Here is an 18,939-nt window from a genome sequence, read left to right on the forward strand (position 1 = left end):
CCCTTTCTGCAACCGTGTTCAAAGTCGAACTTGGCGTCTCCGATGTCGACCACGGTTACTACGCCGATCACACCCTGACTGTGGCCCGTCATCCCAGTGAGACCGATGAGCGGATGGTGGTGCGGTTGTTGGCGTTTGGGCTGCGCGCACACCGACTCAGCCAAGTCGACGGTGAGTTGGCGTTCGGGGCGGGCCTGTCCACTCCCGGCGTACCGGACTTGCGGCTGGCCGACTACACCGGCCGGACCCTGGAGTGGATCAACGTCGGACAGCCCGACGAACGTGTCTTGGGCAAGGCTGCCAGCCAGGCCGACCAGGTGCTGCTGTTCCCGTTCGCCGCCGGCGTGGCCACCTGGTGGCGCACCGTCGGCCCCAAAGTGGCTGGGCTGGCGAACCTATCGGTCGTGCAGATCCCGCACGCACCGGTGCAGCAACTGGCCCAGACGGTCGATCGACGGGTCTCGGCGCAGGTGATGGTGATCGAAGCTCAGGTGACAATGACCGTGGGCGGCGTCGATGTCACCTTCACCCCCGAGCCATTGCAGTGAACGTTTGAGCCCGAGGGCCCGACGACGGCGTTAGCGCCATGGATGCCGACGTCAGCATTGACGCGGTGGCCAAGCGAGCGAACATTCAAGCGCTGTCACAAATATGGCCCCCGTCGACCATCAGTGTCTGGCCCTGCAACATTGCGGATCGGCAGTCGTGTTTGTGGGGTATCGATACACTGACCGTCCAGTGTTTTGGACCCTGCCGGGCACTCGGATGCCGATAGTTCGGGAGACAGTGACGTGAAACTTTCTGTAGGCCAATACGATTAGAGGCAGAGGGAAGGTGAGCGCTATGGCAGATTCAGCAGAGGATCCCGAGATCGGACGCGCAGTCCGTCTCGACGATGCGACGGTCAACGTTCTCGAGGCGGGCTCGGGCCCTCCGGTGCTCCTGATCCACGGCTCGGGTCCCGGCGTGACGGCGTTCGCCAACTGGCGCCTCATTATCCCGCGTTTGCAGGAGCACTATCGTGTGGTCGCTCCGGACATGCCACGGCCGGCTCCATCGCCGCCAATTTCCGAATCGATTCTCGGGTGAGCGCGGTGTCAAAGTTGAACGCACAGTGCGGCACTCGGGGCGGACCCTTGCGGCCCGTCTGCGTGTCCATGGTGTAAAAGCAGTCGCTGACCGAGGCCAGCCGGTCGGACTCCCGCCACAGACCGATGAGACCAGGCGTATGCCCAGGCAGGTGAACGACCTCGAATCCGGCGATCGTGTCGCCTTCACGGAGAGTTTCCGCTATTCGCACGGGCCCGCCGTCGAACAACGCCACCAGCGGCTTGGCCATCATGCGCATCCGGGCGTCGAGCAGATGCCGATGGACATTGTGCCCGCCGCCGTCACCTTCGGCGTCAGCGACCTCGGCGGGATGGCACAACACCGGGACTGCCAAGCTCGGCGCCGCCCCCCGATGATCGAAATGCGCGTGGCCCAACGCGATCCGCGTCAGCCCGCCCAGTGAGGCGGCCGCTGCGGCAATCCCCTTGGCCATCGGCCGAATACCGGCATCGTAAGCCAGCACCCCCTGGCCGTCCCGAACGAAGTACACGTTCATGATCTTGGACGGCAGTCCCCCGCCCTAACAGCCACACGCCCTCGGCAACTTCTTCCAACTCCGAGACCCAACGCGGGCTCTTGAACCTGCGGTTCCGACGGGCAGTCATGACGTGATCCTAGATCGCGTTCTGCTCGCAGCGCCACCGACCGGGGCCAGATCCATCCGTTCCCGCCGTAGGCTCACGGCGTGCACAATGTGACTCTGGTCAGCACCGCGGAAACGGCGACGCTGACGGCGGGACTGGCGGCCTATTCAGCGTTGGTGCTCGCCGGCATCGCGCTGGCGATCCACGGCGCTCGTCGGCACCGACGACGCCAGGCAATCGCCGCCGCGGTGATGGTTGGCGTACTGACCCTGGGCGGGCTGGTGGTGGCAATTGCCAGCAGCGTCGCATGAACCATGACGCGACGCGTCGTCGAGTAAGCGAACACCGAAATCACGAATCGTCATCGTCGCCATGCCCGTCACCGGGCGTGATCGGGTCAAGCACTCCTCGCGTCTGTAGTTCCGGTGCCCAGCGTCCGACGGCAGTGCTGATTTCGCGGTTGAAGAACGACCAACGGTCTTGGCCCCCGAAGTGCTCGTGCAGGGTGGTGACGTATTCCGTCAGCGTGTCGATGTCATCGATTGCGGCCAGGTACCGGCAGGTCTTGTCGTATTCGATCAGCAGGTTGTTGTCGACTGCGTGTCGCACCAATTCCTTTGTGGTTCTTATCTGTTCCATCTCGGCTAGCACCAGTTCGAATCCGTCGCAGAGCGCGGCGGCGAACTGCCGCATGTCGGTGCGATGGTCGAACCGCACCTCGTAGGGCAGTTCGGGTACCAAGTCCTCCCAACGACTGTGCAGTAGCGAACCTTTGAGAGGGTGCCCGGAACGCTCGTATTCGGGGCACGCGAAGTCGACCTCTGTCGAACCGATCCCGACGTTGACGAAGAATCCATGCCACGACCTCGTGCCGTTGTGCCAGTCGGGCTGAAGACCGATCACGTCGTACAGCGACCCGCGCCCCCGCACGAACGTGGAGTCGGATGTGATGGCGGAGCGGGAGGTGTCGAAACCTCGTGCGCGCAGGTAGGGACCGACATCGTCGGAGACCACAGCCTGGTAGATCCGTTGCAATGAACCGTTGATTGTTCGCTCGTCCATCGGCAAAGGTTAAGGGGCGACGCCTCCTTGCGTGTACCACCATCCACAGGACCGAGGTGCTCGCCGTGAAGGCGTGTAACACACTGCCGCGCAACGGTGTTACCGCACTTGTGCACTGCAGCCCGCGGATTACTTCTCGATAAGCGGCAATGCGGCGTTGGTCTGTGTCGTGCGTTTACAGCCCGGATGGAACGACCTTGCCGTTGACCGTCACCTCGACCTGGCCGGTCTTCGTGTCATAGGCAATCTGGCCGTGGTCGAAGGTCTGCACCAGCAGATCGCCGTCGGCTTCCTCGTCGCTGGTCGGGGCGCCCAGCGGCCCCACCGAACCGTTCTCACCGAGAACCTCGGGTACACCGCTCGGATCGCGCTCGACGTTCCATGCCTCCCGGATCTTGCCCCAGGTGATGAATGCCGGCGTGCCCGCCTCGCCGTTCTTGGCGGTGATCACGCCGCCCTGGAACTGCTGGAACAACACGCCACTTTCCCGCGCTCCCGCGTTGTAGTCCCCCGTCAAGGGCTTGCCGAGCGCCCGCTTCTGCTCCTCGGTCGCGGATGCGTACTTCTCAGCGATCGGACCGGTGAGCGTCACTTCGACATCTCGCTCACCGGTGAGGGTGACTTCGGCCGGCGGCTCCGGGGCTTCGACGGTCGAGGTGGAGACCAACCCGATCTGCGGGGGCGACACCTCAGCGCTTTCGCCGTTGCTGCAGCTTGCGGTGATCAGCGCGGCAGCCGCCAAGCCGGCGACTGCGGTGCGGCGGTATGCGGTCGTCCTCATGGGTTTCCTCGCGCCTCCTGTGTTTTGGCAAGTTGCGGCTGACTACCCCACCCAGCCGGGACTATAACTGAACGACCAAGGGTGTTGCGTGCCGGAGCGGCCTTGGTAATGGGTGGGCGCGCCCACCTGCGGAGCCCGAGTATCAGGAGGATCCCCGCCGCCATGAGCCCCGCCGTCGAGTTCGACTTCGTCATCGTGGGAGCAGGCAGTGCCGGGTGTCTGCTCGCCAATCGTCTCAGCGCCAACCCCGATCACCGTGTACTTTTGGTCGAGGCCGGCGGCACGGACAACTGGTTCTGGATCAAGGTGCCGGTGGGTTATCTGTACACCATCGCCAACCCCCGCACCGACTGGTGCTTCACGACCGAGCCCGATCCGGGTCTGGCCGGCCGCAGCATCCACTACGCGCGCGGCCGGGTGATCGGCGGCTGCTCGTCGATCAACGCGATGATCCACATGCGCGGGCAGGCAAGCGATTACGACCTGTGGGCGCAAGCCACCGGGGATGACCGCTGGCTGTGGGGTGGTCCGGACAGTCCCGGCCAGACCCTGGCCCTTTACAAGGAGTTGGAAGACTACTTCGGCGGAGCCGACGAGTGGCACGGCGCCGGCGGTGAGATCCGGGTCGAGCGCCCGCGGGTGCGCTGGAAGATCTTGGACGCCTGGCAGGCCGCCGCAGCCGAGCTGGGCATCGCCCCGATCGACGAGTTCAACCGGGGCGACAACTCCGGCAGCGCCTACTTCCACGTCAACCAGAAGCGCGGCCGACGCTGGTCGATGGCCGATGCGTTCCTGCATCCGGTCGCCCACCGGCCCAATCTCACCGTCTACACCCAGACCCAGGCGTTGCGGCTGCTGATGGACGACCAGGTCCACTCGGATCAGCGCAACGGTGCCTGGACGACGGCACAGCACCGCGCCACCGGCGTACGCCTGCTCAAAGACGGACACATCGTCGACGTGGGTGCCCGTCGGGAGGTGATTCTGACCGCCGGAGCCATCGGCTCGCCGCATCTGATGCAGGTTTCCGGCCTGGGTCCGGCCGAGCTACTGACCCAGCATCAGGTGCCGATCACCGTCGACCTGCCGGGCGTAGGGGAAAACCTGCAGGACCACCTGCAGCTTCGAACGGTCTACCGGGTGCGCGGCGCCCGCACCGTCAACACGCTGTACCGCAATTGGATCACCCGGGGCGGCATGGGACTTCAGTACATGGCGCTGCGCTCAGGACCCCTGACCATGCCGCCGTCGACGCTGGGCGCCTTCGCCAAGAGCGACCCCGCCCTGCCCAGCCCCGACCTGGAATGGCATGTACAGCCCTTGTCCTTGCCCAAGTTCGGCGAACCGCTGCACCGGTTCGCCGCCATCACTCCCTCGGTTTGCAATCTGAGGCCGACTTCCCGTGGCCATGTGCGGATGGCCAGTGCAGATCCGCTGACCTACCCGAAGATCTCCTGCAATTACCTGTCCACCGACGCCGATCGCCGGATCGCGGTGCGCGGTTTGCGGATGACCCGGCAGATCATGGCCGCCCCGGCCCTGGCCCGGTACCGGCCGGCCGAGTTGCTGCCCGGCCCACAGCTGGAAAGCGACGAAGACTTGCAGCACGCGGCCGGCGAACTCGGTACCACCATCTTCCACCCGGTCGGCACCTGCGCGATGGGAGCCTTTGATACCCAAGGTCTTCCACGGTCACCGGGCGCGGTTCTCGACACCGACTGTCGCGTGTACCGCGTCGCGGGTCTTCGAGTCGCCGATGCTTCGGCGATGCCGACCATCACGTCCGGCAACACCAACGCGCCAGTCATGCTCATCGCCGAACGCGCGGCGCGGGCGATCCTAGCATGAGCGGATTCGACGCCCTGCATCAACGCCGCACGTACGCGGAGTCTGGGTCCGTTTCCCCGCGAAATCGCCTCGGTACAGTGGGAGTTTGATGCCGAAGTAAGGAGAATGATGCTTGCCCTGACTTTTTGGACCGGAGGACTTCTCGTCGCGACAGGTGTGATCGCCTATGTCGTGAGCGGCGCGGTCAGCATCACCGCTTTGATCCCCGCCTTCGTCGGTATCCTCCTGCTCATCGCAGCTCTCATCGGCCGTCGCTCCGACAACGCTCGCAAACCCGCAATGCATGCCGCCCTGGTGATTGCGTTGCTGGCCGCGTTGGGTGCGCTACGCAACGTGATCGGTCTCGGCGAGGTGTTCGCGGGGACTGCCGAGCGACCTGCCGCCGTCATCACCAGCACGATCATGTTCGTTCTGCTGGTGGTGTATCTCGTTGCCGGTGTGCGCTCATTCGTGAAAGCGCGTAGCGCGCGTGCGTAGCCCCGGAACATGACCAACCGGAAGATCCAGCAGCGGATCATCCGCGACCTGGAGGTGGTGGTCGACTTCGACGCCGCCCGCGAGACCGAACGCCGGATCCGCTTTCTCGCGGAGTATCTCCAGCACACCCGCACCCAGGGCTTGGTGCTCGGCATCTCCGGCGGCGTCGACTCCACGGTGGCGGGTCGGTTGTGCCAGTTGGCGTGCGAACGGGTGCGCGCCGACGGTGGCGACGCCGCATTCGTAGCCATCCGGTTGCCGTACGGGGTCCAGAAGGACGAGGCCGACGCGAACCAGGCCGTGGCGGCGATCGCGCCCGACGAGACATACACGGTCAACGTCAAAGCCGCGGTCGACGGCATCTGGGATGCCTGCCTGGCGGCCGGCGTCTCGATCGCCGACGACCGCGCCGACTTCGTCAAGGGCAACGTCAAGGCGCGTGAGCGGATGATCGCGCAGTACACCGTGGCCGGAGCCCGCAACATGCTCGTCGTCGGTACCGACCAGGCCGCCGAGGCCGTCGTCGGGTTCTTCACCAAGTTCGGCGACGGCGCCGCCGACCTGATGCCTCTCTACGGCCTGCCGAAGCGTCGGGTTCGTGAGATCGGCGGTCACCTCGGCCTTCCGGGGAATCTCATCGACAAGGTGCCCACCGCCGATCTCGAAGAGGACAAGCCCCTGGTGCCCGACGAGGTCGCCCTCGGTGTGCGCTACGACGTCGTCGACGACTACCTGCAAGGTGACGACGTCGATCCCGCGGACGAGGCGACGATCCTCGGCTGGTACCGGCGCACCGGACACAAGCGTGAATTGCCGGTGACCCCGTCCGGCTGGGAGGCCGTGCGCGACACGTGACGGGCAGCGCGGGCAATGCTGGGCTGAGTCCGCCGAGCCTGCGTCAGAGGGCGCGCAGTCCGCGCAGGGTTCGCTCGATCAGTTCGCGTCGTTCGTCGATCGACGTCGAACGGGCCGATGGGGCAAGCACGCGTAGCTGCCCCGCGGTCACCAGCTCGCCGACCAGAAACTTGGTCGCTCCGGTCGGCAAGGACAACTGGGCGGCGAGTTCGGCGATCGTGGGACGGGAGGCGCAACACGTCAAGATCTGGCCGCGCACGTCATTGCGCGGCCAGCGGGGCGAATTCGGACTGTCCTCGCGCACTTCGAGGGTCGCCTCGAGCGGCAGGTCGGCGCCGACGTCGGTGCCCCCAACGGTGGTTGGCGATTCGGTGAACTCGGCCGTGGCCGGCACGGCCTCGTGCGGCGGGCGCTGTTGGGCATGCTCGTGCACCTTGCGGTGCTGCAGAAACCACAGCGCCTGTGCGGCATGCACCGATGCGCGCAACTCGCTCGACACGACCTTGAGCACGGTGCGGTCGGTGTCGATGACGAATGTGGTCCGTCGGACCGGCAGCAGCCGGGCCAGCAGACCGCGGCGCCGAGCGCGCCGTCGGTGCCTGACCCTCCCCCGCCGCAGATCGGTGCGGCGCAGCCTGGCCAGCCGGCCGCGGCGCACCCCGAACAACTCGCACACCACGCCGTCGGGGTCAGAAAGCAGCGGGTAATCGAACGAGCGTTGCTGCGCGAAGTGGGCCTGCCGGTCGACCGCGTCGGTGCTGATGCCCACCCGCTGGGCGCCGACCATCGCGAACTCGTTGCTCAGGTCCCGGAAATGACACGCCTGTGCCGTACAGATCGGCGAGGACGCCAACGGGAAGAAGAACAGCACCACCGGGCCATTGGAGAGCAGCATTGACAGCGTCTGCGGCCGACCGGTGTGATCCCACAGCGTGAAATCAGGCGCCTTGTCGCCTGCGAGCATCGTCGAAGACTAACGCCGAGCGGCGCCGAGCGGTACCCATCTCGAAAGATTGCCCGGCAACTGCTCGCGTTGGCCGCGACACGGTCATCACGCCATCGCGAAGTAGAAACCCAGCAGCAGTCCGAACAGCACGATGACCCAGCCGTTTGTGAACAGCTTCAGCCACCGAGGCGCATGCCGCACCTCCATGAAGTGCCAGATCACCAGTTGGGTCTTGACTGCCGAGATGACCAGCACCACAACGGTGACAGTCGCGCTGACGTGGTGGACGTCGCCGCCGTCGCGCGCGGTCAGCCACGACACGATCGTCACCGCGGTCAGCACCGCCCACACGATGGTCAGCGGATGGCGTAGATAAGTGGTCACGACTTCACCTCATCAGGTAGAGCAGCGCGAATAACACGATCCACAGCAAGTCGACCATGTGCCAGTAGGTGGCGCCGGTCTCTACCAACTTGATCCGCGGCTGTGCGCTGCGCAGATTGCGGATCACGAAGTACAGAATCGCCAGGCCGAGGAAGACGTGGCACAGGTGCATGCCCGTCATGACGAAGTAGAACATGAAGAACAGGTTGGTGCCCGGGGTCATACCGGCCATGACTTCGGGGATGTACTCGAACGCCTTGAGTACCGGGAAGATCGCACCACAGGCCAGCGCCAGACCGAACAGCCGATAGCCGTCGCCGATCTTGCCGGAGCGGACGGCCCAGGTACCCAATGCCACGAACAGCGAACTGGTCAGCAGCACAACGGTGTTGATTGCACCGATGTCGCTGTTCAGCTTGGCCTGGCTGTCCATGAACAGCTGGTGGTTCTCGCCGCGGTAGAACATGTAGACCACGAAGTAGAACGCGAAGATCAGCAGGTCGCCGACGACGAAGAACCACATGCTCGATTCGCCGGGCAAGTGCCCCTGTTTGGGCGCCTCTTGCGTGGTGTCCAGGCCATCCACGTCGGTTGAGACCGCGGTCATGCACTCACTCCCGTCCGGCGCGCATTCAACAAGTCGATGTTGTCGAGTTCGGCCTCAGGCTGGTTCTTGATCGCGCGGTAGATGCACACGTAGACGATGAACTGCCATGGCACGTACAGCGCCATCGCGAACCAGAACGTCATCAACCCGTTCCAGGCGAACGGGCCCGATTTGGCGATCCAGACCGGGGCGGCCATCAGCTCGGTCACGTACTGCCAGACCGTGTAGTAGCCAAGCCATTTCGGCAGAATGTTGTTCTGGTCCAGGATGATGGCCATACCGAACGCCATCCACATGATGCAAAAGCAGCCCAGCGAGCCGATGAAGGCCAGGTAGCCGAAGTCGTAGAGCATCGCCAGGATCGCCGGGTCGTAGCCCGTCCGGAATGCGCCGATACCGAAGCAGAACATCGCGAAGAGCATCCCGACGATCGTTCCCGTCGTCGCCCCGGCCATCAGGCTGAAGCGCAGCACCGGACTGACCGACATCCGCCGGATCTGGTTGAGGTAACACGCATTCGAGATCGGCGCCATGCCGAACGCCAAAGTCAGGATGACGCACGCGACAAGCAGGTTGGGCGACTGCATGAACTCGACCATCTCGGCCTGCGATGCACTCGGGGAACGCGGCGGCATCATCCAACTCAGCGGGACGAAGACCAGACCGAACAGAGTGAAGAACACCGGGACCGACCAGAACGCGATCCACTGATCCAGCTTCTTGGAGTCACGCCAACGTCGTCGCGCCGGCTGCGCGGGGCCGGCGACCTCGGCCAGAGCGTCGGTCATACCAAGGCCTCCTGCTCCTGGCCTTGCCGGTTGACCACACCCAGCAGGACGACGAACATCACCACGACGTAGCAAGCAAACACGCTGAGCCGCAAGGTGAACGACAGCGCACCGTCCCAGGCCAACGGGCCGGTCTTGTTGAGGAACGAGAATGCACTCGGAATCAGCAGGACGGCCGTCACGACGTTGAAGTGCGCCACCCAGCGCGGAAAGATCGGATCCGGGCGGGCATCCAGATAGATACTGATCGCCAGGCAGAGATTGCCCACGATGATGGTGCCGACAGGGGCGATGAAGAAGAACCACGCCATGTCATTGAGCAGACTGATCAACTGCGGATCTCGCTCAGGACGGAAAGCCGCCATCCCCCAGCAATAGTCGGCCAGGATGAACGCCGTCAGGCCGACCCCGACACACAACATGTAGGCATACGTGAAGACGTTGCTCGATGTCCCGATCCGCGATATCTGCACCGCGGTCACCGCGAACAGTGGCACCAGTGAGCACGCGATCAGGTTGCACAGGATGGCTACACCCAGGATGCCGGTGGTGTTGTTGGCGAAGAATGCCGCGACTTCGTCGGGCGTCATCGTCGGCGACATCGGCGCCGAGAACGGAGGGAAAAGGAAGTAGGCCAATAGGAACAGCCCGGCCGCCGGCAGCACCGTCCACAGCATGATGCGCTGGCCTCGGGTGTTGTTCGCCGTTGTCGTCGTCATGTGGATTCTGCCTGTCTGGTCTGCTGCCACGGGCCGGGCTCTCACTGTCCCGGTGCAGTGTCAGGTCTAGCACGTTCACTGACAGATGACAACGAAATCTGATGTTGTTGGAGCCGACGCGGGCGGTTAAATAGGTTTGCCCTGCCTTTATGCAGATTCGTCGGGAGCGCGCCGAAATCCCGATCGCACCTATTTTGGCGACAATCGTCAGCGAATCGTTCTCATGCGGCACAATGGGCGTGTGTCAGAGGTGGCTACTACTCGGCGCGACGCACAGCGCGAACACACTCGTGCCCGACTGCTCGACGCCGCGATCGTGGAGTTTCAGCGTTCCGGTTCCCAGGCCGCCGACATCAACGCCATCGTCAAGGCCGCCGGGGTCGCGCGCAGCACCTTCTACTTCCATTTCCCCACCAAGGAACACGTCCTGCTCGAGCTGATCCGCCGCGACGAGGCGCAACTCGCCAACGAACTCGGCCGGTTCCTCGACACCCGCCACGACCTGCCGGCGGTGCTGACGACGATCATCGAGTTGGTGCTCGATCTGGAAAGTCGCTGGGGCTCAGCGCTGTTCCACGACGTCATCAGCCTCTACTTCTCGCCGACCCGGCCCGAGCGAGAACAGTGGGCCAACCACCCGATCTTCGTGCTGCTGGCCGCCGAGATCGAACGCGCGCGGATCCGCGGCGAACTCTACGACGACGTCGACGCCTATCACAGCGCCGCGTTCTTCCTGCTCGGTGTCTATGCGCTGCTCACCAGTTCCGGCGAGGCCACCGCGGAACGTGATGTGGCGCTGCAGAAATTCGTCACCAGCACGTTGCGGAGCTTGCAGCCCGTCGGGTAAGCCGGGCAGCACCGGGTCTTTGATCGCAGTCGGCATCACACGGCTTCGACCGTGTTCGCGGTCCAGTGGACCGCCGGGGTCTCGGCGCGGTTTTTTGTCGGTGGCTGCTGTCATGCTGGGGTCATGTCCACCGACGTCGTCGATGAAGCCCCTCGGGTGGGACCGAATGAGCGCCTCGAGGTGCTCTTCGATGAGTTGGCCGAACTCAACGGACAACGCAACGCCATCGACGCCCGCGTCGTAGAGATCATCGCCGAAATCCACCGCGACGCCATCTGGGGCAACACCGGCGTGCGCTCCCTGCCCGCTCTGGTCGCCTGGAAAACCGGCTGCTCACCGTCCAACGCGCGCACCATCACCGCCATCGCGCAACGCCTCGACGAATTCCCCCGCTGCGCCCAAGGCATGAAAGAAGGCCGCTTCTCCCTCGACCAGGTCGGTGTCATCGCCGAACGCGCCGGCACCGGATCCGACGCCCACTACGAACCGTTGGTCGGCGTCGCCACCGTCACCCAACTGCGCCACGCGGTCAAACTCGAACCCCGACCCGACCCGGACAAGCGCCCCGCCCCCGAACACGGCATCACCAAGACCACCCGCAACGACGTCGATTACTGGCGCATCACCATGAGCCACACCGACTCCGCCGCACTCGACGCCGCCCTGCACTCCCACCTCGACGCCTTGATCACCGACTGGAAACACGACCACGGCGACAGCGAAGAGGACGACGAGCCGGACGAATCCCCGGATCAGCGCCCGCCGATGCCCACCACCTTCGACGCCTTCCTACGCCTGGTCGAGACCAGCTGGGACAGCGAAACCCAACGCCGCCCACACACCCAACGCACCACCGTCATCATCCACCTCGACATCAAAGACCGCATCGCCGCACTACACCTGGGCCCGGTGCTGCCCGAATCCGAACGCCAATACCTGACCTGCGATGCCACCTGCGAAGTCTGGTTCGAACGCGACGGGGTCCCGATCGGCTCCGGCCGCACCACCCGCACCATCAGCCGCCGCCTGCGCCGCGCCCTCGAACACCGCCACCGGACCTGCGCAGTACCGGGCTGCGGCGCCACCCGCGGACTACACGCCCACCACATCACCCACTGGGAAAACGGCGGCACCACCGAACTGGACAACCTGGTCTTGGTCTGCCCCTATCACCACCGCCTGCACCACAAAGGCATCATCACCATCACCGGCCCCGCCCACCGCCTCGTCGTCACCGACAGCGAAGGCAAACGATTACACCCAGGTTCGCTGGCCCGACCACCCACCACCGGATTCCCCGACGTCCCACCATGTCCCGGACCCACCGGCGAACGCGCCATGTGGTGGTTCTACGACCCCTACCGACCACCACCACCCATCACCCTCTGACCTGCACCAGAATTTGATCGGTATCCCGGCACGCCTGAGGCGACACAGCCTCTTGAAAGTATTGCGGCCAGCTGGTTTTCAGCACAGCCAACAACGCGATGGGCAGGGCGACCGTCAGGCAGTTTCGGTTCCCATCGGGCCACGGATGCGCGACGGCCCAGCGGCTGCAGTCGGAGATCCGCAAACACTGCGCACACCACGTCGAGCCGCTCTGGAACGCCATCGAATGGCAGGACCCGCACCGCGTCGCCGGGCCGCACCACACCTCCGGTGATTACGATCGACATCACGCCGGCGAGCCGCACGGTCTTCCCGGCCGCATCTTCGTAGACGAGCCTTTTCATCAAGCTATCGCGCAGACCGTTGATCTGTGCGCAGGGATTCCGCAACCCGGTCACTTCGACGACAGCATCGTCCCCGAGTTGCAAACGGGCGCCGCGGGACAGCCTTACCCGGTACCGGAAGTATCGCCTTCGGGTTATGGTGAAAATCGAGCGAGAAATCTGAGCTAGGAAGGTGTTCAGAGATGCTGCGCCCGCACCGGCCTGAGCGTGAAGTCGACCCTGGGCCCGTCCAGATCCAGGCCCGCGACGTGCACTTCGACGTCAGCGGCGTGGGTCCGCACTGGATCCCCGGCCACCCCGCGGCCTCACACATGGCCAACCTGCTCAACGTCATCCTGCCCACCGCCGAACGCTGGTTCGTCCGGACCTTCAACGAAGCCCTGCCGTATGTGCGCGACCCGCACCTGGCCGCCGACATGCGCGGATTCATCGGGCAGGAAGCCATGCACGCCGAGGCCCACGACCGGATACTGCGCACCTACCTCGAAGACCATGGTCTGGAACCCGAACCGATCCTCGACCTCGTCGAGCACATCTTCGACACCGTGCTGGCACCGAGCACATCGACCGGTGAACGGCGACGCTTCAACCATCTGCGGGAGCGCCTGTGGCTGATCGCGGCCATCGAGCACTACACCGCCGTGCTCGGCGACTTCACGCTCAACAACAGTTGGGATGACCACGACGCCGACCCGACGTTCGCCGACCTGTTCCGTTGGCACGGCAGCGAAGAGGTGGAACACCGCACGGTTGCCCACGACGTCGCGGTCTACTTCCACGACAGCTACCTGGCCCGGATTCGCGCGATGGCGATCGTCGTGCCGATGATGTTCGGCTTCTTCCAGAAGGGCACCTGGTACTTCACCAAGAAGGACCGCACCGTCGACCTCACCTGGTGGCAGTTCAACCGCGCCCGGATGCGCGACTCCAAGCTCGGTCTGCTGCCGAAGTTCCGCAGCCTGTTCGGAACCCAGACCCTGGCCTACTTCAGTCCGCGGTACTCACCGGAACACATGGGTTCCACCGCCCAGGCCGTGGCCTACCTGGCGGCCTCCCCCGCGGCCCGGGCGGCGCTGCACTGACATGGGATTGATCCAGCGACTCCGGCAGACCCCGCCCAGCCTGTCCGGCCAATTCCGGCACGACCCGCTGATCCGGCTGGCCGACGTGGCCATCAACGGCATTTGGCGACTGTCGGGCGCGGTTGTACGGCAACCCATTTCAGCCCGCGACCAGACCTTGCTGCCACTGACCGTGGCCGCAAGGACCGTCGTCGCCCGGGACCAGGATGTGCGTGAGTTCCAGCTCGTGGCCGCCGACGGCACCTCATTGCCACGCTGGCATCCGGGTGCGCACATCGACGTGCACCTGCCCAGCGGTCGGGTCCGGCAGTACTCGCTGTGCGGTGACCCCGACGTCGACGATCACTACCGGATCGCGGTGCGGCGCATCCCTGACGGCGGCGGTGGCTCGGTCGAGATCCACGATCAGCTGCCGGTCGGTGCGACCGTCAGCACGCTGGGACCACGCAACGCGTTTCCGCTGGCGTTGCCCGGCCACGGATCGCCGGCCCGACGGCTGCGCTTCATCGCCGGCGGAATCGGCATCACCCCGATCCTGCCGATGCTCGCGCTCGCCGAACGGTTCGGCGTGGAGTGGTCGATGATCTATGTCGGGCGCAGCCGGGGCAGCCTGCCGTTCCTCGACGAGGTCGCCGCGTTCGGGGATCGGGTCCAGATCCGCACCGACGATGTGCACGGCCAACCCAGCGCGGCGGCCCTGCTCGGCGACTGCCCGAACGGCACCGCGGTCTACTGCTGCGGGCCCGCACCGATGCTGAACGGGATCCGAGCCGCGCTGGCCGGCCGCGAAGACGTCGAACTGCACTACGAACGCTTCGGCGCGGCGCCCGTGCTCGACGGGCTGCCGTTTCAGGTCACGGCCGCTGCCAGCGGGATAACTGTGCAGGTCGCGGCCGACGAAACCCTGCTGCATGCGCTCACCCGGGCCGGGGTGGCGGCGTCGTACTCCTGTCAGCAGGGTTTTTGCGGCACCTGTCGCACCCGGGTGTTGACCGGGGCGGTCGACCATCGCGACACCCTGCTCACCGAGCCCGAGCGCGCGGATCAGATGCTGGTCTGTGTGTCCCGTTCGGTGGCCGGCACCAAGCTGACGTTGGATCTGTAACCGCTGTTCAGCGCAGGAAACGACAGTCCGGCCATCCCCAGTTCGCCGACGTTTGTAGGCTGCTACACATGCCGTTCAAACCCGGTGATGTATTCGCCGGCTACACCATTGAGCGGTTGCTTGGTGCCGGCGGCATGGGCGAGGTGTATCTCGCGCAGCATCCGCGACTGCCGCGCCAAGACGCGCTCAAGATCCTGTCGGTGGACACCACCCGCGATGCCGAGTTCCGCGCCAGGTTCACCCGCGAGGCCGAGCTGACCGCGGCACTGTGGCATCCGCACATCGTCGGTGTACACGACCGCGGCGAGTTCGAAGGCCGGTTGTGGATCTCGATGAACTACGTCGAGGGCACCGACGCCGGACATCTCCTGAGCGATCAGTACCCGTCGGGCATGCCGTACGAGGACGTCATCGAGATCGTCACCGCGGTCGCCGACGCGCTCGACTTCGCGCACGAGCGACGGCTGCTGCACCGCGACGTCAAGCCGGGCAACATCCTGGTGACTCCGCCGTCGGCGAACGGCCGGCGCCGGGTGCTGCTCACCGACTTCGGTATCGCCCGGGAAGCTGACGACGTCAGCGGCATCACCGAGACCAACATGGCGATCGGGACGGTCGCCTACGTCGCTCCCGAGCAACTCACCAGCAAGGCCATCGACGGTCGGGCCGACCAATACGCCCTCGCTGCAACCGCATTCCATTTGTTGACCGGCACCCAGGTCTTCGACGAGCCCAACCGGATCGTGGTCGCCGGTCACCACCTGAACACGCCACCGCCGCCGCTGTCGGAGCGTCGTCCCGACCTCGCCCATCTCGACGCCGTGATGGCGAAGGCTCTGGCCAAACAACCCGACAAGCGCTACCCGCGGTGCCTGGACTTTGCCCGAGCCCTCAGCGGGCAGTCCCTGGACGTGAACACCGCGCCCGAGCCGGCGCCGCCGCCGGTGGCGCCCCCGAACAGCGGTGGGCACACCGCTGCATTGCAGGAGCCGGTCGAGCGCGAACGCAGGACCCCACCACCTACCAGGACACTGGGCGTGCTGACCGTGCTGGGCACCGCCGGGTCGGTGCAGAAACGACCACCCACCGCCGAGGACCCCGACGAGGTCTGGTCGTTTCGGGTAGAGCGCTACGACCCGACCGGACAACCGCATACCGTCGTGCCGGTCGAGCTGCGCGGCGACGCCATCGTCGGTGACCTCGCCGATGGGGATGTGGTCGAGGTCAGTGGTTTCTGGGACGAGCAGACCCTGTTCGGCGACACCGTCATCAACCACACTGCCGGTGCGCGAGCCAAGCGCCGACCGTCGTTCGGGACCAGGTCGGGCAAGCGCTCGGTACTGAAGTCCCGCGCGGCCCGCATCGCGATACCGCTGGCCGTGATCATCGTCGCGCTGGCGACGGCGATCTACGTCATCACCGGAGGATTCGACCTGCCCGGCACCGGCGGGCCGGGACCCGTCGTGACGCCGCAAGCTGCCACGGTGTTCTCCCCCGGCGGTTCACCCGATCATCCGGACCGAGCCAGTCTGGCCATCGACGGCAATCCGGATACCGCGTGGACCACCGACATCTACCAGGACGCGGCGCCGTTCCCGATCTTCAAGCAGGGTGTGGGACTGATCCTGCAGCTGCCGGAGCCGACCGCGATCGGCGAGGTGAGCCTCGACCTGTCGAGCACCGGAACCGAAGTGCAGATCCGTGCTGCCGACAGCCCCAATCCGAGCAGCTTGTCCGACACCGTCGAACTGACCCCGAACGTCGCCTTGCAGCCCGGCCACAACACCATCACCGTCGACGACGAAACCAAGACTTCCAATGTGTTGGTGTGGATTTCGACGCTGGGCAGCACCGGCGGGCAGAGTCGCACGTCGATCTCGGAGGTCACCGTTCGGGCTGCCGGCTGATTCGTGAATACCTCGCGCTGCGAGATGATTTCAGCGTTTCACCGCGGACAGCGAGGTAACCGACGAAAGTAGCCTCATGACGAGTGCCGCCAGCTCCGCTCCCATCATTTCCGCCGACCTGATCCTGCTCGACGTCGAGGCCGGCCCGGACAAACAAGCCGTGATCACCCGACTGGTCGACCAGTTGGCCGCCGCCGGCCGCAGTACCGACGCGGCCGGTCTGGCCGGCGCCGCGATGGCCCGCGAGGAGCAGTCAGCGACCGGCCTGCCCGGTGGAATCGCCATCCCGCACTGCCGCTCTCCTTACGTGGACGTACCGACGATCGGTTTTGCCCGGCTACGGCCCGCGGTGGACTTCGGGGCCAAGGACGGGCCCGCCGATCTGGTGTTCCTGATCGCCGCGCCGGAATCCGGTGGGCCCGAACACATGAAGCTGTTGTCCAGCTTGGCCCGGGCATTGGTGCGCAAGGATTTCGTCGCTGCGCTGCGCGAGGCCTCCGATGCCGACGAGGTGGTCGCGCTGGTCGACGGGGTCGTGGGCCCCGCGCCGGGACCGGGTTCGGCCGCAGACGCGCCGGCCGGCCGCCGGATCGTGGCGATCACGGCCTGCCCCACCGGTATCGCGCACACCTACATGGCCGCCGACGCGCTGGCGGCCGCGGCCAAGGAAGCCGGCGTCACGCTGGTGGTCGAGACCCAGGGGTCCTCGGGCAGCACCCCGCTACCGGCCGACACCATCGCCGGAGCCGAGGCCGTCATCTTCGCCACCGACGTCGGGGTCAAGGACAAGGGCCGCTTCGCCGGAAAGCCGGTGGTGGCGTCCGGGGTCAAACGCGCGATCAACGAACCGGCCAAGATGATCGCCGAAGCCGTTGCCGCAGCCGATGATCCGAACGCCGCGCGGGTGGAGGGGTCCGCGGCGAGCGGCGCCGGTGACGCACCGTCCGGCGGCGTCGGCTGGGGAACCCGCACCCGGCAGATCCTGCTGACCGGCGTGAGCTACATGATCCCGTTCGTCGCCGCGGGCGGGTTGCTGATCGCGCTCGGCTTTCTGTTCGCCGGTTACGACATCGCCGACAACGGCAACGACATCGCGCTGAACAATTCGCTGACCAACCTGCCGCCGGGCGGTTTCGTCGAATACCTGGGTGCCATTCTGTTCACGCTCGGCGGCCTGGCGTTCAGCTTCCTGGTCCCCGCACTGGCCGGCTACATTTCGTTCGCGATCGCCGACCGGCCGGGTATCGCACCGGGTTTCACCGCGGGTGCACTCGCGGTCTTCATCGGCGGCGGCTTCATCGGCGGCATCGTCGGCGGTGTGATCGCCGGGTTCGCAGCGCTGTGGATCGGCAGCTTCGACGTACCACGCTGGTTGCGCGGTTTGATGCCGGTGGTGATCGTTCCGCTGTTCGCGTCCCTGGTGGTCGGGCTGATCATGTTCTTCCTGGTGGGCCGACCGTTGACCTGGGTGAACGTCAGCCTCACCGAATGGCTCAACGGCTTGTCCGGTACCTCGGCGATCTTCCTCGGCATCATCCTCGGCCTGATGATGTGCTTCGATCTCGGTGGGCCGGTGAACAAAGCCGCCTACGCGTTCGCCACCGCCGGTCTGGCGGCCTCCACCATCGCATCTTTCGAGATAATGGCCGCGGTGATGGCCGCCGGTATGGTGCCGCCACTGGCCCTGGCGCTGGCCACCACGATCCGGCCCGGACTATTCAGTGAGCCGGAGAAGGAAAACGGCCGGGCCGCTTGGCTTCTGGGGGCGTCGTTCATCTCCGAGGGCGCGATCCCGTTCGCCGCGGCCGACCCGTTGCGGGTGATCCCGTCGATGATGTTCGGGGGCGCCGTCACCGGCGCGCTGTGCATGGCCTTCGGTGCCACCTCCCGGGCTCCCCACGGCGGCATCTTCGTGCTGTTCGCGATCGACAACAAGCTGGGATTCGTGATCGCGTTGCTCGCCGGCACCATCGTGGCCGCGTTGGCAGTGATCCTCGCCAAACAGTTCATCAAACCCGCGGCGCAGACCGGACCTGAACTCGCGGCCGTCTGAACACGGCTCAGGCGGGGCGCAGGACCAGCGGAGCGTCCGCGGTGCTATGGA

20 protein-coding genes and 2 pseudogenes are annotated in these 18,939 nt (G+C 65.6%); 12 read left to right on the plus strand and 10 right to left on the minus strand.

Annotated elements, in window-relative coordinates:
• The coding region (locus AC5Y3P_RS19355) for a YaeQ family protein (RefSeq protein ID WP_500047555.1) at positions 1 to 548 on the plus strand (548 nt) is incomplete at its 5' end.
• Between the two features lie 295 nt (positions 549 to 843).
• Positions 844 to 1,041 (plus strand): annotated as a pseudogene (locus AC5Y3P_RS19360) (alpha/beta fold hydrolase); the annotation flags it as partial.
• Here AC5Y3P_RS19360 and AC5Y3P_RS19365 read toward each other — a convergent pair.
• Positions 995 to 1,606 carry an MBL fold metallo-hydrolase gene (locus tag AC5Y3P_RS19365; RefSeq protein ID WP_500047556.1) on the minus strand — a complete coding sequence of 204 codons (612 nt, stop codon included), beginning with the start codon at positions 1,604 to 1,606 and terminating at the stop codon, positions 995 to 997. The pseudogene AC5Y3P_RS19360 and the gene AC5Y3P_RS19365 sit on opposite strands and share 47 nt — an antisense overlap.
• 189 nt (positions 1,607 to 1,795) lie before the next feature.
• Here AC5Y3P_RS19365 and AC5Y3P_RS19370 point away from each other — a divergent pair, with 189 nt between their 5' ends.
• Positions 1,796 to 2,005 carry a hypothetical protein gene (locus AC5Y3P_RS19370; RefSeq protein ID WP_500047557.1) on the plus strand — a complete coding sequence of 70 codons (210 nt, stop codon included), beginning with the start codon at positions 1,796 to 1,798 and terminating at the stop codon, positions 2,003 to 2,005.
• Positions 2,006 to 2,045: 40 nt separating this feature from the next.
• Here the strand turns inward: AC5Y3P_RS19370 and AC5Y3P_RS19375 are convergent, their stop codons facing one another.
• Entirely contained in the window at positions 2,046 to 2,756 is a 711-nt protein-coding gene (locus tag AC5Y3P_RS19375) for a DUF4304 domain-containing protein (RefSeq protein WP_500047618.1), read from the minus strand.
• Positions 2,757 to 2,931: 175 nt separating this feature from the next.
• Complete coding sequence (locus AC5Y3P_RS19380) at positions 2,932 to 3,537, minus strand: LGFP repeat-containing protein (RefSeq protein ID WP_500047558.1); 606 nt, start codon at positions 3,535 to 3,537, stop codon at positions 2,932 to 2,934.
• A 162-nt stretch (positions 3,538 to 3,699) separates the two neighbouring features.
• Between AC5Y3P_RS19380 and AC5Y3P_RS19385 the strand changes: the two genes are divergently transcribed.
• The 3 genes from AC5Y3P_RS19385 (at position 3,700) to nadE (ending at position 6,717) form a co-directional block, all read left to right on the plus strand.
• Positions 3,700 to 5,385: a GMC family oxidoreductase gene (locus AC5Y3P_RS19385; RefSeq protein ID WP_500047559.1), complete on the plus strand. Its 1,686-nt coding sequence runs from the start codon at positions 3,700 to 3,702 to the stop codon at positions 5,383 to 5,385.
• A gap of 108 nt (positions 5,386 to 5,493) precedes the next feature.
• Entirely contained in the window at positions 5,494 to 5,862 is a 369-nt protein-coding gene (locus tag AC5Y3P_RS19390; RefSeq protein WP_500047560.1) for a hypothetical protein, read from the plus strand.
• A 9-nt stretch (positions 5,863 to 5,871) separates the two neighbouring features.
• Entirely contained in the window at positions 5,872 to 6,717 is an 846-nt protein-coding gene (gene nadE / locus AC5Y3P_RS19395) for an NAD(+) synthase (RefSeq protein WP_500047561.1), read from the plus strand.
• 43 nt (positions 6,718 to 6,760) lie between these two features.
• On the opposite strand, the gene AC5Y3P_RS19400 is transcribed toward nadE, so the two are convergent.
• From AC5Y3P_RS19400 to AC5Y3P_RS19425, 6 genes and pseudogenes are all read right to left on the minus strand, one after another.
• Positions 6,761 to 7,150, minus strand: coding sequence for a DUF742 domain-containing protein (locus AC5Y3P_RS19400; RefSeq protein WP_500047619.1), 390 nt, complete (start codon positions 7,148 to 7,150; stop codon positions 6,761 to 6,763).
• Positions 7,151 to 7,681, minus strand: a pseudogene (locus AC5Y3P_RS19405) (peroxiredoxin); the annotation flags it as partial.
• Positions 7,682 to 7,768: 87 nt separating this feature from the next.
• Positions 7,769 to 8,047: a cytochrome C oxidase subunit IV family protein gene (locus AC5Y3P_RS19410; protein WP_500047562.1), complete on the minus strand. Its 279-nt coding sequence runs from the start codon at positions 8,045 to 8,047 to the stop codon at positions 7,769 to 7,771.
• A gap of 4 nt (positions 8,048 to 8,051) precedes the next feature.
• Complete coding sequence (locus AC5Y3P_RS19415) at positions 8,052 to 8,654, minus strand: cytochrome c oxidase subunit 3 (protein ID WP_500047563.1); 603 nt, start codon at positions 8,652 to 8,654, stop codon at positions 8,052 to 8,054.
• Positions 8,651 to 9,442, minus strand: a complete 792-nt coding sequence (locus AC5Y3P_RS19420; protein WP_500047564.1) for a hypothetical protein — start codon at positions 9,440 to 9,442, stop codon at positions 8,651 to 8,653. The genes AC5Y3P_RS19415 and AC5Y3P_RS19420 overlap by 4 nt, the downstream gene beginning before the upstream one ends.
• Entirely contained in the window at positions 9,439 to 10,161 is a 723-nt protein-coding gene (locus tag AC5Y3P_RS19425; protein WP_500047565.1) for a hypothetical protein, read from the minus strand. The genes AC5Y3P_RS19420 and AC5Y3P_RS19425 overlap by 4 nt, the downstream gene beginning before the upstream one ends.
• Before the next feature lie 223 nt (positions 10,162 to 10,384).
• On the opposite strand from AC5Y3P_RS19425, the gene AC5Y3P_RS19430 reads away from it, so the two are divergent.
• Together AC5Y3P_RS19430 and AC5Y3P_RS19435 are read left to right on the plus strand one after the other, a co-directional pair.
• The gene (locus tag AC5Y3P_RS19430; RefSeq protein WP_500047566.1) at positions 10,385 to 11,008 is read left to right on the plus strand and encodes a TetR/AcrR family transcriptional regulator; all 624 of its coding nucleotides are present in this window, start codon (positions 10,385 to 10,387) and stop codon (positions 11,006 to 11,008) included.
• Between the two features lie 123 nt (positions 11,009 to 11,131).
• Complete coding sequence (locus tag AC5Y3P_RS19435; protein ID WP_500047567.1) at positions 11,132 to 12,397, plus strand: HNH endonuclease signature motif containing protein; 1,266 nt, start codon at positions 11,132 to 11,134, stop codon at positions 12,395 to 12,397.
• On the opposite strand, the gene AC5Y3P_RS19440 is transcribed toward AC5Y3P_RS19435, so the two are convergent.
• Positions 12,367 to 12,795 (minus strand): hypothetical protein, encoded by a 429-nt coding sequence (locus tag AC5Y3P_RS19440; protein ID WP_500047568.1) that lies wholly within the window; start codon positions 12,793 to 12,795, stop codon positions 12,367 to 12,369. The two genes, AC5Y3P_RS19435 and AC5Y3P_RS19440, sit on opposite strands and share 31 nt — an antisense overlap.
• Positions 12,796 to 12,923: 128 nt before the next feature.
• Here AC5Y3P_RS19440 and AC5Y3P_RS19445 point away from each other — a divergent pair, with 128 nt between their 5' ends.
• From AC5Y3P_RS19445 to AC5Y3P_RS19460, 4 genes are all read left to right on the plus strand, one after another.
• Entirely contained in the window at positions 12,924 to 13,823 is a 900-nt protein-coding gene (locus AC5Y3P_RS19445; protein WP_500047569.1) for a metal-dependent hydrolase, read from the plus strand.
• Position 13,824: 1 nt separating this feature from the next.
• Positions 13,825 to 14,928, plus strand: a complete 1,104-nt coding sequence (locus AC5Y3P_RS19450) for a PDR/VanB family oxidoreductase (protein WP_500047570.1) — start codon at positions 13,825 to 13,827, stop codon at positions 14,926 to 14,928.
• Positions 14,929 to 14,996: 68 nt separating this feature from the next.
• Positions 14,997 to 16,835 (plus strand): serine/threonine-protein kinase, encoded by a 1,839-nt coding sequence (locus tag AC5Y3P_RS19455; RefSeq protein ID WP_500047571.1) that lies wholly within the window; start codon positions 14,997 to 14,999, stop codon positions 16,833 to 16,835.
• A gap of 76 nt (positions 16,836 to 16,911) precedes the next feature.
• On the plus strand, positions 16,912 to 18,888 hold the full coding sequence (locus AC5Y3P_RS19460; RefSeq protein WP_500047572.1) for a PTS fructose transporter subunit IIABC: 1,977 nt from the start codon (positions 16,912 to 16,914) through the stop codon (positions 18,886 to 18,888).
• The last annotated feature ends 51 nt before the right edge of the window (positions 18,889 to 18,939 follow it).

Source organism: Mycobacterium sp. NGS45 (assembly GCF_059812645.1).

Excerpts from the sequence above, each read along its gene's own strand:
- AC5Y3P_RS19460 (WP_500047572.1), top strand. The coding sequence starts at position 16,912 with ATGACGAGTGCCGCCAGCTCCGCTCCCATCATTTCCGCCGACCTGATC.
- AC5Y3P_RS19430 (WP_500047566.1), top strand. The coding sequence starts at position 10,385 with ATGCGGCACAATGGGCGTGTGTCAGAGGTGGCTACTACTCGGCGCGAC.
- AC5Y3P_RS19425 (WP_500047565.1), bottom strand. The coding sequence starts at position 10,161 with ATGACGACGACAACGGCGAACAACACCCGAGGCCAGCGCATCATGCTG.
- AC5Y3P_RS19445 (WP_500047569.1), top strand. The coding sequence starts at position 12,924 with ATGCTGCGCCCGCACCGGCCTGAGCGTGAAGTCGACCCTGGGCCCGTC.
- AC5Y3P_RS19450 (WP_500047570.1), top strand. The coding sequence starts at position 13,825 with ATGGGATTGATCCAGCGACTCCGGCAGACCCCGCCCAGCCTGTCCGGC.
- AC5Y3P_RS19365 (WP_500047556.1), bottom strand. The coding sequence starts at position 1,606 with ATGAACGTGTACTTCGTTCGGGACGGCCAGGGGGTGCTGGCTTACGAT.
- AC5Y3P_RS19375 (WP_500047618.1), bottom strand. The coding sequence starts at position 2,756 with ATGGACGAGCGAACAATCAACGGTTCATTGCAACGGATCTACCAGGCT.
- AC5Y3P_RS19420 (WP_500047564.1), bottom strand. The coding sequence starts at position 9,442 with ATGACCGACGCTCTGGCCGAGGTCGCCGGCCCCGCGCAGCCGGCGCGA.
- AC5Y3P_RS19380 (WP_500047558.1), bottom strand. The coding sequence starts at position 3,537 with ATGAGGACGACCGCATACCGCCGCACCGCAGTCGCCGGCTTGGCGGCT.
- AC5Y3P_RS19415 (WP_500047563.1), bottom strand. The coding sequence starts at position 8,654 with ATGACCGCGGTCTCAACCGACGTGGATGGCCTGGACACCACGCAAGAG.
- AC5Y3P_RS19455 (WP_500047571.1), top strand. The coding sequence starts at position 14,997 with ATGCCGTTCAAACCCGGTGATGTATTCGCCGGCTACACCATTGAGCGG.
- nadE (WP_500047561.1), top strand. The coding sequence starts at position 5,872 with ATGACCAACCGGAAGATCCAGCAGCGGATCATCCGCGACCTGGAGGTG.
- AC5Y3P_RS19385 (WP_500047559.1), top strand. The coding sequence starts at position 3,700 with ATGAGCCCCGCCGTCGAGTTCGACTTCGTCATCGTGGGAGCAGGCAGT.
- AC5Y3P_RS19435 (WP_500047567.1), top strand. The coding sequence starts at position 11,132 with ATGTCCACCGACGTCGTCGATGAAGCCCCTCGGGTGGGACCGAATGAG.
- AC5Y3P_RS19390 (WP_500047560.1), top strand. The coding sequence starts at position 5,494 with ATGCTTGCCCTGACTTTTTGGACCGGAGGACTTCTCGTCGCGACAGGT.